The following is a 14,860-nucleotide window of genomic DNA, read 5'->3' as shown; positions in this document are numbered from 1 at the left end:
AGCCGTCGCCCGCCTGGCGCGCCATGTCGGCGCGCTGCGCACGGCGCAGGCCACGGCCGGGAGCCAGCATGGACAGGGCCTCGAGGATGTTGGTCTTGCCCGCGCCGTTCGGCCCCGTCAGCGCCACGCTCAAGCCGGCGCCCGCGAGATCGAGCGCCGCGTGGTTGCGGAAGTTGGTGAGCCGGAGACGGGTAAGGGCGACGCGCTGAGCGGTGGTGCCCGTCGTCACACCCTCATCGGCATCAGGACATAGAGCGCGGACGCGCCCTCCATGTCCTGGATCAGGGTCGGGGAACCCGGATCGTTCAGCTTCAGCAGCGCGGTGTCGGTGTCGATCTGCGCGGCGATGTCGAGCAAATAGCGCGAGTTGAAGCCGATATCGAGCGGATCGGCCGAGTACTCGACCTCGATCTCCTCGGTGGCGCTGCCCGAGTCCGGATTGGTCACCGAGAGGACGAGCTTGCCCTCCGTCACCGCCAGCTTCACCGCGCGTCCGCGCTCGGAGGAGATGGTGGAGACGCGGTCCACGGCACTCACGAAATCCGCCTTGGAGATCGTCAGCCGCTTCTCGTTGTGGAGCGGGATGACGCGAGCATAATCCGGGAAGGTGCCGTCGATCAGCTTCGAGGTCAGCACCACATCGCCCATCGAGAACCGCATCTTGGTGGCGGACAGTTCGATGACGACGACGCCGTCCGGCGCCTCGAACAGGCGCATGACCTCGGCTACCGTCTTTCGGGGCACGATGACGCCGGGCATGCCGGCCGAGCCCTCGGGCGCCGGCAGCTCGACGCGGGCGAGGCGGTGGCCGTCGGTCGCCACCGCGCGCAGCGCCTGGACGCCCTCGACCTCCATGGTGTGGAGATAGATGCCGTTGAGATAATAGCGCGTCTCTTCCGTCGAGATCGCGAACTGCGTCTTCTCGATGAGGCGCTTGAGGTCGGAGGCCGGAAGTTCGAAGCGCACCGGCATCTCGCCGGTCGCAAGATCCGGGAAGTCGGCTTCCGTGAGCGTCTGCAGCGTGAACCGTGAGCGACCGGAGCGGATGACGAGCGTGCCCGTCTCGCCGGTCTGCTCCAGCACCACCTGGGCGCCGTCCGGCAGCTTGCGCACGATGTCGTAGAAGGTGTGGGCGGGCACCGTGGTGGAGCCGGGCTCCGTCACATCGGCCGCGCTGGTTTCCACCACTTCGAGATCGAGGTCCGTCGCCTGCAGGCGCAGGCCACCCGATGCGGCGCGCAGCAGCACGTTCGACAGGATCGGAATGGTCGTGCGGCGTTCCACGACCCGGTGCACATGGGCGAGAGATTTGAGCAGCGCGGCCCGCTCAAGGGTCACTTTCATCGTCTGAGATCCCGCTCGAAGGTCCTGGACCGGCAGTGCCCGGGCGATGGGACCGCCCGCAACCCCCATCTGCCGGGGGAGGCGACATTGGCCGCTCCCCTCGAAATGTGCAAGTCCGCAGGACTACTCGGACAGCATCCGCTTGAGCAGGTCGACATCGTCGGCCAGCGCATTGTCGGTGTTGATGAGGCCGTCGATCTTGCGGACGGCGTGCAGCACCGTGGTGTGGTCCCGCCCGCCGAAGCGGCGGCCGATCTCCGGCAGCGAGCGGAGAGTCAGCACCTTCGCCAGATACATCGCGATCTGCCGGGGCCGAACGACGGTTGCGGTTCGGCGCGCGGACAGGATGTCGGCGCGCGACACATTGTAGTGCCGGGCCACGATGCGCTGGATGTCCTCGATCTTGACGCGGCGCGGCTCGCGGTTGCGCACGAGATCACGCAGTGCCTCCTCGGCCATTTCGAGGGTCACGGCGGCGCCGGTCAGCGTGTTGTGGGCCAGCAGCCGGTTCACTGCGCCGTCGAGATCGCGGCCATTCGCCGTGATGGAGCGCGCCACATAGGTTAGCACCGAGGGGGGAACGTCGAAGCCCGGAACCTGCTCGCGGGCCGCGGCGACGCGCAGCTTCAGGATCTGCAGGCGCAGTTCCTCGTCCAGCGAGCCCATTTCGACCGACAATCCACCAGCGAGACGCGAGCGCAGGCGGTCGTCGAGGCTTTCAAGTTCGGCGGGCGGGCGGTCGGCGGCAATGACGATCTGGCGGCTGCCGTCGATCAGGGCGTTCAGCGTGTGGCCAAACTCGGCCGACACCGTCTTGCCCTGCAGGAACTGGACATCGTCGATGACCAGCATGTCGATGGCGCGCAAGGTCTCCTTGAAGGCAAGGGCGGTCTGGGCGCGCAACGCGGAGACGAAGCCGAACATGAAGCGCTCGGCAGTGAGGTAGAGCACGCGGCGGCCGCCCGCTTCCGCCGCGCCGGCGATGGCGTGCAGGAGATGGGTCTTGCCGAGACCGACCGCCGCATGGACGTAGAGCGGATTGTAGCGGATGGCCTCGCCGGGACGGGCTTGCGCCACTTCCTTGGCGGCGGCATGCGCCAGCGCGTTCGCTCGGCCGACGAGGAAGCTTTCGAAGCCCAGGCGGCGATCGACCGGCGAGCCGGCGAGGCTTCCGCCATGAAGATCCGCGCTGGCGGCCGACACTGATCCAAAAAGGGGCGCGGAAGGCACGCCCTCGGTGTCCGCCGCGTTCTGCACCGCCTGTCCGGCCGCTGCCGCAGGGCGCGCGGTGATCGGCGTGCGCATGCCCGCGGTGCGGATGGCAAGCTCGATGCGCTGGACCTGATCGGTCTCGGCGACGAAGGCGCGCAGGATGCGGTCGGCGTAATGGGACTGGATCCAGCTCTTCAGAAAGCGGGTCGGCACCGAGAGCCGCGCCAACCCATCGGCCTCCACCTCATCGAGCTCGATGCGGGCGAACCAGCTCAGATAGATGTCCTCGCCGAGCTCGGCGCGCAGCCGCTGCTGGGCGCGCTCCCAGCAAGCCAGCAGATCACCGCCGCCACTGGACGAGCTTTGAGCGGTGAGGGCCATCTTGGTCTCCTGTGTGGTGGGGCGACAAAGCGCAATCCGGGTGTCCGCCGGATCGTGCCCGGCGTGAAAAAGAGCGTGGTGCATGGTGTGGAATCAGGTCTGCAGCCAAGGGAGGCCGCGCGCCTTCCAGCCTTCGACCGCGCCGCGATGGCGATCTGCGTCGTGAGGGCCCTCGAAGCCGCCCACCACATTGTAGCTCGGCCCAAAGCCCGACGCCGTGGCGGTCGCCGCAGCAGCCGCGCTGCGGGCGCCTGAGCGGCACAGGAAGAACAGGGGTGCGGTTTCGGGAACGCCGCGCTCCTTGAGCCCCGCGCGCAGACGGTCGAGGAAATCGTGGCCGACATTCATGGCCGGCCAGCTCTGCCATTCGACCAGCAAGGCCTGCTTGCCAAGCTCCGCCAGATCGGGAACGCCGACGAAGGTCCATTCCTCGCGGGTGCGGACATCGACCAGCTGGGCCTCCGGAACGGATTTCAGCTGCAGCCAGGCCGCCTGGGCATCAATGTCACCGGCATGGGCGCCATTCATCTGCGAAGACATAGTTCTCCCCCTGCGGTTCCGTAGAGAAACCGCATTCCCTGCTTGTCTAACCATGCACGCGTACTGAACAGTGAAGAGGACCGTCAGGCCGAGATCCTCTCCAGTCTCAAGACCCGCCAGCATCCCAACCTTGGAGGCTCGGCAATACTCCGCATCTCCCGTTCTTGAGCGGGCTTGATTGAAGCGATGTCTTGAAGTCCTCGGCAGGCGCCGGGGACAGCTGGAAGATACACGGGCATGTTCGGCGTGCAAGCGCTCCAGACCCGCGAATCGGAGCCAGCAGGTCCGGTTTGGCCAACCTCGAAACCTGGTTAATGCGGAAAAGCCTTGAGACTCCGCGGGATTCCCGGACGGGGTGAAAACGGGGTGGTGTTGCAAAAATTTTTTAACAGCGCGGGCGGTGGCGCCGGCCCGTTGGCGGATTCCCGGACCCCCTCCGCGTATTGCCTTTAACCCGTTGTAATCGCTGATATATTTATGATCGGGGAGGGGTTTCCCCTGAGGATTCAACGAATCCTGTGAGTCAAGCGCATCGTGCGCCGCAAGGAGCGATGTGACATTTGCACAACGAACTTGCGACGGTGCCTCAAGACGCAAAAAAGCCCGGCCTAGGGCCGGGCTTTTTGATCGACTGAACGCCCTGGGAGCGTTGGATCAGGCGGCGAGGGCCTTCACGCGAGCGGCGAGGCGGGACACCTTCCGCGAAGCCGTGTTCTTGTGCAGCACGCCCTTCTGGGCAGCGCGCATGATCTCCGGCTGGGCGGCGCGGAAAGCCTCGGCGGCGGCAGCGCTGTCGCCGGAAGCCAGGGCTTCCTCCACCTTGCGCAGGAAGGTGCGCATGCGGCTGGTGCGGGCGCGGTTGACGGCGGTGCGCGCCTCGATCTTGCGGACGGCCTTCTTGGCCGAGGAGGTGTTGGCCATGGGTGTTCCTCGAACATCGGCCCGGCCGAAGGCGCAGGCACAAAAACAGGAGCGGCGAAGATGGACCTCGCCGCAGTGGCGGGTGTCATAGTCCCTCGCGGCTCTGCGGTCAACGAAAGATCAGCGCTGGCACGCCGGGCAGTAGAATGTGGAACGCCCGTTCTGCACCAGGCGGCGCACGGTGCCGCCGCATCCCGGCTTCACGCAGGGCTGGGCGGTCCGCTCATAGACGCGGAACGTGTGCTGGAAATAGCCGAGTTCTCCCGATGTCTGGATGTGATCGCGCAGGCTGGAGCCACCGGCGGCCACGGCCTCCGTCAGTACGGCCCGGATGCTCTCGGCCAGCCTTGTTGCCCTGAGGCCCGGCCTTACGGTTCCGGCGAGCGAGGCCGCCTTGCGGAAAGGTGAAAGCCCGGCGCGGAACAGGGCTTCGCAGACATAGATATTGCCGAGCCCGGCCACGAGCCGCTGGTCGAGCAGGGCTGCCTTGAGGCTCGTCTGGCGCCCGGCGAACAGGCGCGACAAGGCCTGCCCGTCGAGTTCGTTGCCCAGCGGCTCGAGCCCAAGTCCGCGCATCAGGGGATGCTCGGAAAGTTCGGCGCGAGATACCAGCAGCATGAACCCGAAGCGGCGCGGGTCATTATAGGTGATGCGGGTTCCGGAGCCTGTCTCCAGGACCACGTGGTCGTGCGGCGCGAGCTTGCTCCTCGCATGATGGAAGATGCCCGGGACATCCTCGGCGCCCTCGGCCGGCTCTATGCGGAAGGAGCCCGACATGCCGAGATGCATCAGCAGCACCTCTCCGTTGTCGAGATCGGCCAGCAAGTATTTGGCGCGGCGCGACAGGGCTTCGACCCGGCGCCCGGTCAGGCGGGTCGCCATGTTCTCCGGGAAGGGGAAGCGCAGGTCCGGCCTGCGCACCTCGACGAGGGCCAGGGTCTCGCCGACCAGCGCGGGTTCGAGACCGCGCCGAACTGTTTCGACTTCGGGGAGTTCGGGCATGGGACGCAACTGGCCTTTCGCGGCAACCTAGCGCCGCCCCGGACGCTGCGCTAGGGTCCGCGCCACCGGAGGACCCCTGACGATGACCGATCCTGCAAGCCGCGCCGAGACCACGCATTTCGGATTCGAGGACGTCGCGCTCGGCGACAAGCAGGGCCGCGTCAATGAGGTGTTCCACGGCGTCGCCAGCCGCTACGACCTGATGAACGACCTGATGTCCGGCGGGCTGCACCGCGCCTGGAAATCGGCGCTGATCACGGAGCTGAACCCACCACGCAGCGCGCGCCGCTTCCGCCTGCTTGATGTGGCCGGCGGCACGGGCGACATCGCGCTGCGCACGCTGAAGGCCGGCGGGCAGGGCGTCCATGCCACTCTTTTTGATATCAATCCGTCCATGCTTGAGGTGGGCCGCCAGCGCACGGATGCGGCGGGCTTCGGCCAGCGCGTGGACATCGTCGAGGGCAATGCCGAGGAACTGCCGTTCCCGGATGCCAGCTTCGAAGCCGTGACCATCGCCTTCGGCCTGCGCAATGTGCCGCGCATGCAGAGCGCGCTCGATGAAGCACGCCGCGTGCTGGTGCCCGGCGGGCGGTTCTTCTGCCTCGAGTTCTCGAAAGTGGACATGCCGGTGCTGAACCGCGTCTACGATCTCTATTCCTTCAAGGTCATTCCCGGCCTCGGCCGCATGGTGGCGGGCGATGGCGAGCCCTATCGCTATCTGGTGGAATCGATCCGGCGCTTCCCGCCGCCGGAGGAACTCGCCCAGATGATGCGCCGCGCCGGCATGTCGCGCGTGTCCTACACACCGTTCACCGGCGGCATCGCGGCCCTGCACAGCGGCTGGCGGCTGTAGCGGCCAATGCTGTCATCCATCCCCCATCTCGGGCGCGTCCTGCGGGCCTCCTGGGTGTTTGCCCGCGAAGGCGTGTTTCGGGAGGTCGACACCTCGGACATGCCGTCGATGGCACGGCTCGCCATCCAGGCCTCGCGGCTCATCGAGCGTCCGGCCAGCAAGCGCACCGGCAGCGGCTTGCCCGTCGCGCTGGAACGGCTTGGGCCCTCTTATGTGAAGCTCGGCCAGTTCCTTGCCACGCGTCCGGATGTGGTGGGACCCGAGATCGCCCGCGAACTCGAAGCCTTGCAGGACCGCATGGCGCCCTTCGGCATGACGGTGGCGGAAGACACGATTCGCCGCGCGTTGGGGCAGCCGGTCGAGGCGCTCTACACCAGCTTCCACCCGCCTCTTGCCGCCGCCTCCATCGCACAGGTTCATCGCGCCACCGTGCGCACCCCCGATGGCGAGCGCACGGTGGCCGTGAAGGTCATCCGTCCCGGCGTGGCCCGCCGCTTCCACCGCGACCTCACCACCTTCTACGCCGTGGCCCGTTGGGTGGAGCGCTTCAGCCGCTTCGCCCGGCGCCTTCGTCCCGTGGCCGTGGTCGACACATTGGCCCAGTCCGTGGCCTTCGAGATGGACTTCCGGCTCGAGGCCGCGGCGCTTTCGGAAATGGCGGAGAACACGCGCCATGATCCCGGCTTCCGGGTGCCCTCGGTGGACTGGCACCGCACGGCCAAGGACGTCTTGACGCTGGAATGGGTGCACGGCACCTCGCTGGCGGACCGCGCGGGGCTGGAAGCTGCGGGCCATGATCTTCCCGCGCTTGGACGCAGCCTGCTGCAGAGCTTCCTGCGCCACGCGATGCGCGACGGCTTCTTCCACGCCGACATGCATCCCGGAAACCTGTTCGTGGATTCCGCCGGCAACATCGTGGCCATCGATTTCGGCATCACCGGACGGCTCGGCAAGAAGGAGCGGCGCTTCCTGGCCGAAATCCTCTACGGCTTCATCGAGCGCGATTACCACCGCGTGGCCGAGGTGCATTTCACCGCCGGCTACGTGCCGCCGAACCAGTCCGTGGACGAGTTCGCCCGCGCGCTGCGCTCCATCGGCGAGCAGATCCACGACCGCACCGCCGAGGACATCTCCATGGCGCGGCTGCTGACCCAGCTGTTCGAGATCACCGAGATCTTCGAGATGCAGACGCGCCCCGAACTGATCATGCTGCAGAAGACCATGGTGGTGGTCGAGGGCGTGGCGCGCTCGCTCGATCCGCGCCTCGACATGTGGTCGACCTCCGCGCCCGTGGTGCGCGAATGGATCACCCGCAATCTCGGCCCGGTCGGCATCGCGGAGGATGCGGGCGACACGCTGCTCAAGCTGGGGCGCAGCATCCAGGCGCTGCCGGACCTGCTGATCAGGGGCGAACGGCTGGTGGCCCGGTTGGAAGAGGCGACGGAGCGCGGCTTCCCGCTGGCGCCGGAGAGTCTCGAGGGCATTGGCCGGGCCGAGGCGCGGCGCGCGCGCTGGGGCAATCTGGCACTCTGGGCCATCGCGCTGATGCTGGCCTATTGGCTGTTCCTGAGCTGAGGCGGCGATGACCAGCCAAACCCTGCGCGGACGGCGCGTGCTCCTCATCATCGGTGGCGGCATCGCGGCCTACAAATGCCTCGACCTCGCGCGGCGGCTGAAGGAGCGCGGCGCCACGGTCCGCGCCATCATGACCGAGGCTGCAACCCAGTTCGTGACGCCCCTCTCGGTCGGTGCGATCACCGGAGAGCGGGTGTTCACGAGCCTGTTCGACCTCGCCGACGAAAACGATATCGGCCATATCCGGCTGGCGCGGGACACCGATCTCATCATCGTGGCCCCCGCAACGGCGGATCTCATCGCCCGCATGGCCAATGGCCTCGCGGACGATCTCGCAACCACGGCGCTGCTGGCGACGGACCGGCCGGTGCTGATCGCGCCCGCCATGAATCCGCGCATGTGGACGCACAAGGCGACCCTGCGCAACGTGGCGCAACTGCGCGAGGACGGCATCAGCGTCGTTGGCCCGAACAGCGGGTCGATGGCGGAGCGTGGCGAGAGCGGCTGGGGCCGGATGGCCGAACCGCTGGAGATCGCCGCCGCCGCCGAGGGCATCCTCGCCCCGGCACCCGGGCTGCTGACGGGCAAGCGCGTGCTGGTGACGTCCGGCCCGACGCATGAGCCGATCGACCCCGTGCGGGTGCTGGCCAACCGGTCCTCCGGGCGGCAGGGCCACGCCATCGCGCGCGCGGCCGCCGAAGCGGGCGCCGAGGTGGTGCTGGTGTCCGGCCCCGTGTCGATCCCCGATCCTGAGGGCGTGCGCGTGGTGCACGTCGAGACCGCCCGCGAGATGCAGGCTGCGGTGGATGCCGCGCTTCCGGCCGACATCGCGGTCTTCGCAGCGGCGGTTGCCGACTGGCGGGTGGAGGCGGAAAGCGCATCCAAGGTGAAGAAGGGCGAGGGCGGACCGCCACAATTGAGGCTGGTCGAGAACCCGGACATCCTGGCGGGCGTTGCTCGCCGGGTCGATGGACGCCCGGCGCTCGTGATCGGCTTCGCGGCCGAGACGGACGATGTGCTGGGCAACGCCCGGGCCAAGCTGGCGCGCAAGGGCTGCGATCTCATCATTGCCAATGACGTTTCCCCCGCATCCGGGGTCATGGGCGGAGATGCCAACACCGTTCATCTGGTGTCGGGTTCGGGTGTCGAGACGTGGGACAGGATGGCGAAGGACGAGGTGGCGCGCCGGCTCGTCGCCCGGCTTGGGGAGATGCTGCGATGAAACCGAGGCTTGGCGTGCTGCGGCTGCCACATGCGGAAGGCTTGCCGCTGCCCGCCTACGAAACGGCCGGCAGCGCAGGCATGGACCTCGTGGCGGCTGTTGAAGAGGCTTCCCCTTTACGTATAGGTTCGGGCGAACGGTGCCTCGTGCCTACAGGACTCGTGATCCAGCTGCCGGAAGGACACGAGGCGCAGGTGCGGCCCCGCTCCGGGCTTGCGCTGAAGCACGGCGTAACGGTGCTGAACGCCCCCGGCACCGTGGATCAGGACTATCGCGGCGAGGTGAAGGTGCTGCTGATCAACCATGGCGCGGAGCCCTTCGAGATCATCCGGGGAATGCGCATTGCGCAAATGGTAATTTGTCGCGTCGCAATGGTCGATCTCCATGAAATGGATGTGTTAAACGCTACGGTGCGTGGCGCCGGGGGATTCGGATCCACCGGAACCGGACGCCGCAAGGACGACAGGCCATGAACCTCCTCCCGCGCCGCAGCCTGCTGGCAATCGCCGCCGTGGTCGACATCGCCTATCACGCGCGTCCAGCGCCCATCGCCGCCAAGGCCTTGTCGGCGCGGCACAGCCTGCCCCCCCGCCATCTGGAGACGCTGCTGCAGGTGCTGGTGCGCTCCGGCATCCTGAAGGGTGTGCGCGGCCCGCGCGGTGGCTATGAGCTTGCCCGCGAGCGGCGGCGCATCACCCTTGCCGACATCGTGCGCGCAGCCTCGGCCGGCAACGGCGCGGAGAACGGTGTTCAGGACGAGGAGGAGGAGCCTTCCGCCCTCGTGCGGGGCATCGTGGTGCCGGCCATCGACCAGGCCTCGGAGATCTTCCTGGAAAAGCTGGAGGAGATCACGGTCGATGACCTCTGCCGTGCGGCCCAGAAGGAGGCCGTGTTCGGCGATGCCGTGCCGGACTATGATTTTACGATCTAGATCGTGTAAACACCACTTGAAACGTCGTGCTTCTGTGGTTTTGTAAGGCGCACACGAAGACAGATCCAAAACCGGAGGAAATCCATGCCCCAGTTCGCAGCGCGCACGCCGCAGGCCACCGAATTCGCAGGACGGGGCCGGATCTACGACAGCATCACGGACACGATCGGCAACACCCCGCTGGTGCGCCTGAACCGCATCGGGCAGGAGCGTGGGGTGCAGGCCAACCTCCTCGCAAAGCTCGAATTCTTCAACCCGATCTCCAGCGTCAAGGACCGCATCGGCGTCGCCATGATCGACGCGGCGGAAGCCTCCGGCCAGCTGAAGCCGGGCGGCACCCTCGTCGAGCCGACCTCCGGCAACACCGGCATCGCGCTGGCCTTCACGGCCGCCGCGCGGGGCTATCGCATGATCCTCGTCATGCCTGAGACCATGTCGGTCGAGCGCCGCAAGATGCTGGCCCTGCTCGGCGCCGAGCTGGTGCTGACCGAAGGCGCCAAGGGCATGAAGGGCGCCATCGCCAAGGCCGAGGAACTCATCAACGAGATCCCGGGCGCGGTGATGCCGCAGCAGTTCAAGAACGCCGCCAATCCGGAAGTCCACCGCCGCACCACGGCGCTGGAAATCTGGAACGACACCGAGGGCAAGGTTGATGCGGTGGTCGCGGGCGTCGGCACCGGCGGCACCATCACCGGCGTCGGCCAGGTGCTGAAGGAGAAGAATCCCTCCGTGCGCATGATCGCGGTGGAGCCGGAGGACAGCCCGGTGCTGTCCGGCGGCCAGCCCGGCCCGCACAAGATCCAGGGCATCGGCGCGGGCTTCGTGCCCGACGTGCTGATCCGCGACATCGTGGACGAGGTGGTGACCGTCGGCAACCAGACGGCGTTCGACACCGCCCGAAAGATTGCCCGTCTCGAGGGCATTCCGGTGGGCATCTCCTCGGGCGCGGCCGTCGCCGCCGCCATCGAGGTGGGTTCCCGCCCGGAGATGGCCGGCAAGAACATCGTGATCATCATCCCGAGCTTCGCCGAGCGCTATCTGTCGACAGCGCTGTTCGAAGGCCTCTGACGCCTTCTGGAATGACGTAGAAAAAGGCGGCTCCGGCCGCCTTTTTTGTTGCCCGGATCAGCCCCGCTGCGTCGCCCCGCCGTCCACATACAGGTCGGTCATGGTGATGTGGCCGGCGCGGTCGGAGAGCAGGAACAGCACCGCCTCCGCCACGTCCTCCGGCTCCGCGATCTTGCCGAGCGGAATGCCGGCCTTGAACGTGGCGAGCGAGCCCTCGATCACGCGCGCCTCCCCGGATGGGTCGCTCCACATGCCGGTCTGCATCGACGTGCGGGTGGAGCCGGGCGCGACGACGTTGCAGCGGATGCCGTATTCGGCGAGTTCAAGCCCAAGGCAGCGCGTGAACATGGTGGCGGCGGCCTTGGAGGCCGCATAGGCCGCCATTCCGTGGCGTGGAATGCCGGCGGCATTGGAGCTGATCGTCACGACGCTGCCGCGCCTCCGCTCCATCATCACCCGCGTCACCGCGCGCGAGACGTTGAACACCCCAAGCGTGTTGACGGAGAAGACCCGCGCCCATTCGGCGTCGTCGGTGTCCACCACGCGGGTTGTCGAGAGCACGCCCGCGCCGTTGACCAGGAGGTCGATGGGGCCAAGTCCGCTTTCCACCCGCGCGACGGCCGCCTCGACGGCTCCGGAATCCGACACGTCGAGTGCGCGCCCCACCACCGTGCCGAGTGGGAGGCCCGCGGCCAGCGCCTCCACGGCATCGCCATCCACATCGAAGGCGGCGACCAGCACGCCCTCCGCATGGAGGCTGCGCACCACAGCCTGCCCGATGCCGCCGGCAGCACCGGTCACAAGCGCGATCTTGCCCGCCAGCCCGCTGCCGCTCATGCGCGTAGCTCCCCAAGGAGCACGTCGGTCAAGATCGCGCAGCCGCAGCGGTCCGCCACATAGGACACCGCCATGTCGTGCCGCTCGCGCGAGAAGTCGGCCAGCGCATCCGCCACGAAGAAGGGCTGGAAATCCCGCATGAAACCGTCGGCTGCCGTCAGCATGCAGCCGATATGGGCGTAGACGCCGCTGATGATCAACTGGTCGCGGCCACGCACGCGCAGCACGTGCTCCAGGTTGGTGCGCTGGAACGCGCTGTAGCGCCACTTCGTCAGCACGATCTGGTCCGGGCCGGGAGCGAGATCGGCGAAGATGCCGGCATGTTCCGGGTCGGAGCCCATTCCCGGGCCCCAGATGTCGCTCTGCAGACCCCGGTCTCGCGGATCCTGATAACCCGGCTGGGCGCTGTAGATCACGGGGATGCCGAGCGCATCGCACATCGCACGCAGCCGATTGATGTTCGCTATGGCGGGCGCGATGGGGGAGGCATCCGGCGTGAAGGCGCGGACGAAATAGTTCTGCATGTCGTGGATCAGCAAAGCGGCGCGGTTCAGCTCCGGCTTCCAGCCCACGCGACTTTCCGGGATCTCGTGTGCAGCCGGCAGCGCATAGGCGCCGATTTTGGGGAGGCCCATGGCCGTGTCCTCTTAGGTCGGGTGATCAGAAGCCGGAATCGGGAACGGCGACGCCGAGCGCGCTCAGAAGCGCCATGAACTTCGTGGCGGTCTCGGCGACCTCTTCGTCGGGGTCCGAACCCGCCACGATGCCCGCTCCCGCATAGAGACGGGCGGTGGAGCCGGCAATCTCGGCGCAGCGGATCGTAACATGCCATTCGCCGTCGCCATTGCCGTCGCACCAGCCCACCGCGCCGGAGTAGAAGCCGCGGTCGAAAGGCTCGATGGCCCGGATCGCCTCGGCGGCGGCACGGCGCGGCAGTCCGCAGACGGCCGGCGTCGGGTGCAGGGCGCAGGCCAGTTCCAGCGAGGAGACGGACGGATCGCGCAAAGTGCCCCGTATAGGCGTGGCGAGGTGCCAGAGCGTGGAGGTCGAGACGAGCTCCGGCGCCGGGGGGGCTGCCAGGTTGCGGCAATACGGTGCCAGCGCGTCGAGAATGGCCTCGACCACCATCGCGTGCTCCCGGCGGTCCTTGTCGGAGGCCTTCAGGCGTTCGGCCGCGTCGCGGTCCTCGCATGCATCCGGCAGGCGGCGCGCCGAACCGGCCAACGGGTGCGACAGCACTCCCGCGCCGCCCTTCGAGACGAGAAGTTCAGGGGTTGCCCCGACCAGCACCCGGTTCGGCAGGGGCATGGAGAACACGGTGACACCGGGATCCACCGAAAGCCGCGCGAGGATGGAAGGGATATCGAACGGACGGGCCGCCTCGACGCGAAGGCTACGCGACAGGACGACCTTTTCCAGTGTCCCGGCGCGGATCATGGCCAAGGCAGCCCGTACCGCGGCCGCATAGGCTGCCGGGTCGGGTTGAGCCGTGATGTTCAGCCCCCAGACCCGTGCCGGGAAGGCGGCATGCGCTTGAGCACTGCGGGCCGGCGCGGTGCCGAGCTTCGCCGGCTGGAACAGGTAGCCGTCCGCTTCGGGGTCGAACGGCAATGCGCCGACGAGGCGGTTCGGCCCTGCAGGGCCGGCCGCGAAGAAGCCTGCCGCCGCTGCGACCAAGCGCCGGGCCGGCTGCGCGTCGAGCACCTCTGCCACGCCGGAGGCCGTGAAGCCCGTGCCGCCCGACGAGAACATGACGGGAATCTCGGCATCGGCAAATGCGGCACGCGGCCGTGCTTCAGCGACCATCGTCATCCTGTCCTGCCACCCGGCTGCGAGCCGGTTCCTTGAAAAGATTCTAAACTACGGTCAGGGACTGTAGATTTCGCGCAAATGCCGCCGAGCGCGAGGTTCTGTCAAGCCGTGCCTAGGCGGAGGCTGCCAGAAGAAAGCGCAGGGCCAGATTTACGCTCGCGGGTACGATCGACGAATGATCCTGTCCCGCGACACACTCGAACTTCACCTCGAACGTTCCGGTTCGTGCGCACCGCGCCGCGAGATCGCGAGCGGCGCCGATCATGCGCCGCTCGCGGCGGCGGACTTCGATTTCCGGGCGACGCGGGAGGTCGGCCTGCCAGGGCGCGAGCGCTTCTTCCCACTCGCCCACCGCCAGGAGCAATCTTGGGTGTTTCTCCCCGGCCGTGGCCCGCTTCAAGGCTCCGGTGAGGCCCTGCTCGTCCCACCAGATCGACGGCGATATGGCGGCGTAGCCGGCGAAGCCGCGCGGCTCCTGCATCATCGCCCAAAGGGTGAAGTAACCCGCCAGCGAGTGGCCGAACAGGATTTCATGGGTGGGGTTGATCGGCAGCGAGCCCCGAACGGTGGGCTTCACCACATCCCGCACAAAGGCCAGGAAAGCGGGCGCGCCCCCGGATGCCCCCCGCTCCGCCCGCGCGGTCGTGAAATCGCGTTGCCGTCGCCCTTGGTCATAGGGCGCATCCCCGGGATGACCGATGCCGATGATGACCGCCGGCGGGATGCCGGTCGAATCCGGCCGGCGTGAGCCGCGCCGCACGGCGTCCACCATCGTCGCGAAATCCGCATTGGCGTCGAGCAGGTAGATCGCCGGAAACCCCGCCGGCGGGGCGGACTGCGGCGGAACGTGGATCATCAACTCGTAGCGGCCTACGTCCGGCGCGGCCACAGGACGCACATGGGTGTCCGGGAGCGCCACAGGCGGCCAGTCGCCAGATGGAGAAAAAAAATCGCGGGTCATGCGCGGGGTTTATCCCGACGCCGCCGTTGAAGCAAAACATCGTGACGGACGTGGATTTAGAAGAATTCCACTCTCATCTTCTTGCTAGGAAATAAGATCGCGCCGGCTGGCGCGGGCCTGTTGCAATTGCTTGACATCGCGAGCATTGCGGCGCGATAGCTCCGCGCCCGTCGGCGAACGGTACATGAGATGGATTGGAAC

Annotated in this window: 16 protein-coding genes; 6 read left to right on the top strand and 10 right to left on the bottom strand. The window is 67.5% G+C overall.

The window, feature by feature from the left end:
* From SCD90_RS03415 to mutM, 6 genes are all read right to left on the bottom strand, one after another.
* Positions 1-229: AAA family ATPase (locus tag SCD90_RS03415; protein ID WP_319843209.1), on the bottom strand; the 229-nt coding region annotated here is incomplete at its 3' end.
* The gene (gene dnaN / locus SCD90_RS03410; RefSeq protein WP_319843208.1) at positions 226-1,344 is read right to left on the bottom strand and encodes a DNA polymerase III subunit beta; all 1,119 of its coding nucleotides are present in this window, start codon (positions 1,342-1,344) and stop codon (positions 226-228) included. The genes dnaN and SCD90_RS03415, both read right to left, overlap by 4 nt.
* A gap of 123 nt (positions 1,345-1,467) precedes the next feature.
* On the bottom strand, positions 1,468-2,937 hold the full coding sequence (dnaA, locus tag SCD90_RS03405) for a chromosomal replication initiator protein DnaA (RefSeq protein ID WP_319843207.1): 1,470 nt from the start codon (positions 2,935-2,937) through the stop codon (positions 1,468-1,470).
* A 93-nt stretch (positions 2,938-3,030) separates the two neighbouring features.
* A complete protein-coding gene (locus tag SCD90_RS03400) occupies positions 3,031-3,477 on the bottom strand; it encodes a rhodanese-like domain-containing protein (RefSeq protein WP_319843206.1) in 447 nt (148 codons plus the stop codon).
* A gap of 654 nt (positions 3,478-4,131) precedes the next feature.
* Positions 4,132-4,398, bottom strand: a complete 267-nt coding sequence (rpsT, locus tag SCD90_RS03395) for a 30S ribosomal protein S20 (protein ID WP_319843205.1) — start codon at positions 4,396-4,398, stop codon at positions 4,132-4,134.
* Between the two features lie 120 nt (positions 4,399-4,518).
* Positions 4,519-5,400: a bifunctional DNA-formamidopyrimidine glycosylase/DNA-(apurinic or apyrimidinic site) lyase gene (gene mutM, locus SCD90_RS03390; RefSeq protein WP_319843204.1), complete on the bottom strand. Its 882-nt coding sequence runs from the start codon at positions 5,398-5,400 to the stop codon at positions 4,519-4,521.
* 82 nt (positions 5,401-5,482) lie between these two features.
* Here mutM and ubiE point away from each other — a divergent pair, with 82 nt between their 5' ends.
* The 6 genes from ubiE (at position 5,483) to cysK (ending at position 11,049) form a co-directional block, all read left to right on the top strand.
* Positions 5,483-6,253 (top strand): bifunctional demethylmenaquinone methyltransferase/2-methoxy-6-polyprenyl-1,4-benzoquinol methylase UbiE, encoded by a 771-nt coding sequence (gene ubiE / locus SCD90_RS03385; protein WP_319843203.1) that lies wholly within the window; start codon positions 5,483-5,485, stop codon positions 6,251-6,253.
* Positions 6,254-6,259: 6 nt separating this feature from the next.
* Complete coding sequence (ubiB, locus tag SCD90_RS03380; RefSeq protein ID WP_319843202.1) at positions 6,260-7,828, top strand: 2-polyprenylphenol 6-hydroxylase; 1,569 nt, start codon at positions 6,260-6,262, stop codon at positions 7,826-7,828.
* Between the two features lie 7 nt (positions 7,829-7,835).
* Entirely contained in the window at positions 7,836-9,050 is a 1,215-nt protein-coding gene (coaBC, locus tag SCD90_RS03375) for a bifunctional phosphopantothenoylcysteine decarboxylase/phosphopantothenate--cysteine ligase CoaBC (RefSeq protein ID WP_319843201.1), read from the top strand.
* Entirely contained in the window at positions 9,047-9,523 is a 477-nt protein-coding gene (gene dut / locus SCD90_RS03370; protein ID WP_319843200.1) for a dUTP diphosphatase, read from the top strand. Before coaBC ends, dut begins: the two co-directional genes overlap by 4 nt.
* Positions 9,520-9,981: an RrF2 family transcriptional regulator gene (locus tag SCD90_RS03365; protein WP_319843199.1), complete on the top strand. Its 462-nt coding sequence runs from the start codon at positions 9,520-9,522 to the stop codon at positions 9,979-9,981. The genes dut and SCD90_RS03365 overlap by 4 nt, the downstream gene beginning before the upstream one ends.
* Before the next feature lie 84 nt (positions 9,982-10,065).
* A complete protein-coding gene (gene cysK / locus SCD90_RS03360) occupies positions 10,066-11,049 on the top strand; it encodes a cysteine synthase A (RefSeq protein WP_319843198.1) in 984 nt (327 codons plus the stop codon).
* 57 nt (positions 11,050-11,106) lie between these two features.
* Here the strand turns inward: cysK and SCD90_RS03355 are convergent, their stop codons facing one another.
* From SCD90_RS03355 to SCD90_RS03340, 4 genes are all read right to left on the bottom strand, one after another.
* Positions 11,107-11,886 (bottom strand): 2,3-dihydro-2,3-dihydroxybenzoate dehydrogenase, encoded by a 780-nt coding sequence (locus SCD90_RS03355; RefSeq protein ID WP_319843197.1) that lies wholly within the window; start codon positions 11,884-11,886, stop codon positions 11,107-11,109.
* Positions 11,883-12,521 (bottom strand): isochorismatase family protein, encoded by a 639-nt coding sequence (locus SCD90_RS03350; RefSeq protein WP_319843196.1) that lies wholly within the window; start codon positions 12,519-12,521, stop codon positions 11,883-11,885. The genes SCD90_RS03355 and SCD90_RS03350 overlap by 4 nt, the downstream gene beginning before the upstream one ends.
* Positions 12,522-12,546: 25 nt before the next feature.
* Positions 12,547-13,698, bottom strand: coding sequence for an isochorismate synthase (locus tag SCD90_RS03345; protein WP_319843195.1), 1,152 nt, complete (start codon positions 13,696-13,698; stop codon positions 12,547-12,549).
* 112 nt (positions 13,699-13,810) lie between these two features.
* Positions 13,811-14,659 carry an alpha/beta hydrolase gene (locus tag SCD90_RS03340; protein WP_319843194.1) on the bottom strand — a complete coding sequence of 283 codons (849 nt, stop codon included), beginning with the start codon at positions 14,657-14,659 and terminating at the stop codon, positions 13,811-13,813.
* Positions 14,660-14,860: the final 201 nt, after the last annotated feature.

It is taken from the genome of Terrihabitans rhizophilus, from assembly GCF_033898525.1.
Lineage (GTDB): Bacteria > Pseudomonadota > Alphaproteobacteria > Rhizobiales > Methylopilaceae > Flaviflagellibacter > Flaviflagellibacter rhizophilus.
Note: the sequence above shows the minus strand (reverse complement) of the source record. Positions and strands in the feature narration are given on the sequence as shown.

What these genes read in the sequence shown, in the direction of transcription:
- dnaN (WP_319843208.1), bottom strand. Translation starts at nt 1,344, where the DNA reads ATGAAAGTGACCCTTGAGCGGGCCGCGCTGCTCAAATCTCTCGCCCAT.
- dnaA (WP_319843207.1), bottom strand. Translation starts at nt 2,937, where the DNA reads ATGGCCCTCACCGCTCAAAGCTCGTCCAGTGGCGGCGGTGATCTGCTG.
- SCD90_RS03400 (WP_319843206.1), bottom strand. Translation starts at nt 3,477, where the DNA reads ATGTCTTCGCAGATGAATGGCGCCCATGCCGGTGACATTGATGCCCAG.
- rpsT (WP_319843205.1), bottom strand. Translation starts at nt 4,398, where the DNA reads ATGGCCAACACCTCCTCGGCCAAGAAGGCCGTCCGCAAGATCGAGGCG.
- mutM (WP_319843204.1), bottom strand. Translation starts at nt 5,400, where the DNA reads ATGCCCGAACTCCCCGAAGTCGAAACAGTTCGGCGCGGTCTCGAACCC.
- ubiE (WP_319843203.1), top strand. Translation starts at nt 5,483, where the DNA reads ATGACCGATCCTGCAAGCCGCGCCGAGACCACGCATTTCGGATTCGAG.
- ubiB (WP_319843202.1), top strand. Translation starts at nt 6,260, where the DNA reads ATGCTGTCATCCATCCCCCATCTCGGGCGCGTCCTGCGGGCCTCCTGG.
- coaBC (WP_319843201.1), top strand. Translation starts at nt 7,836, where the DNA reads ATGACCAGCCAAACCCTGCGCGGACGGCGCGTGCTCCTCATCATCGGT.
- dut (WP_319843200.1), top strand. Translation starts at nt 9,047, where the DNA reads ATGAAACCGAGGCTTGGCGTGCTGCGGCTGCCACATGCGGAAGGCTTG.
- SCD90_RS03365 (WP_319843199.1), top strand. Translation starts at nt 9,520, where the DNA reads ATGAACCTCCTCCCGCGCCGCAGCCTGCTGGCAATCGCCGCCGTGGTC.
- cysK (WP_319843198.1), top strand. Translation starts at nt 10,066, where the DNA reads ATGCCCCAGTTCGCAGCGCGCACGCCGCAGGCCACCGAATTCGCAGGA.
- SCD90_RS03355 (WP_319843197.1), bottom strand. Translation starts at nt 11,886, where the DNA reads ATGAGCGGCAGCGGGCTGGCGGGCAAGATCGCGCTTGTGACCGGTGCT.
- SCD90_RS03350 (WP_319843196.1), bottom strand. Translation starts at nt 12,521, where the DNA reads ATGGGCCTCCCCAAAATCGGCGCCTATGCGCTGCCGGCTGCACACGAG.
- SCD90_RS03345 (WP_319843195.1), bottom strand. Translation starts at nt 13,698, where the DNA reads ATGACGATGGTCGCTGAAGCACGGCCGCGTGCCGCATTTGCCGATGCC.
- SCD90_RS03340 (WP_319843194.1), bottom strand. Translation starts at nt 14,659, where the DNA reads ATGACCCGCGATTTTTTTTCTCCATCTGGCGACTGGCCGCCTGTGGCG.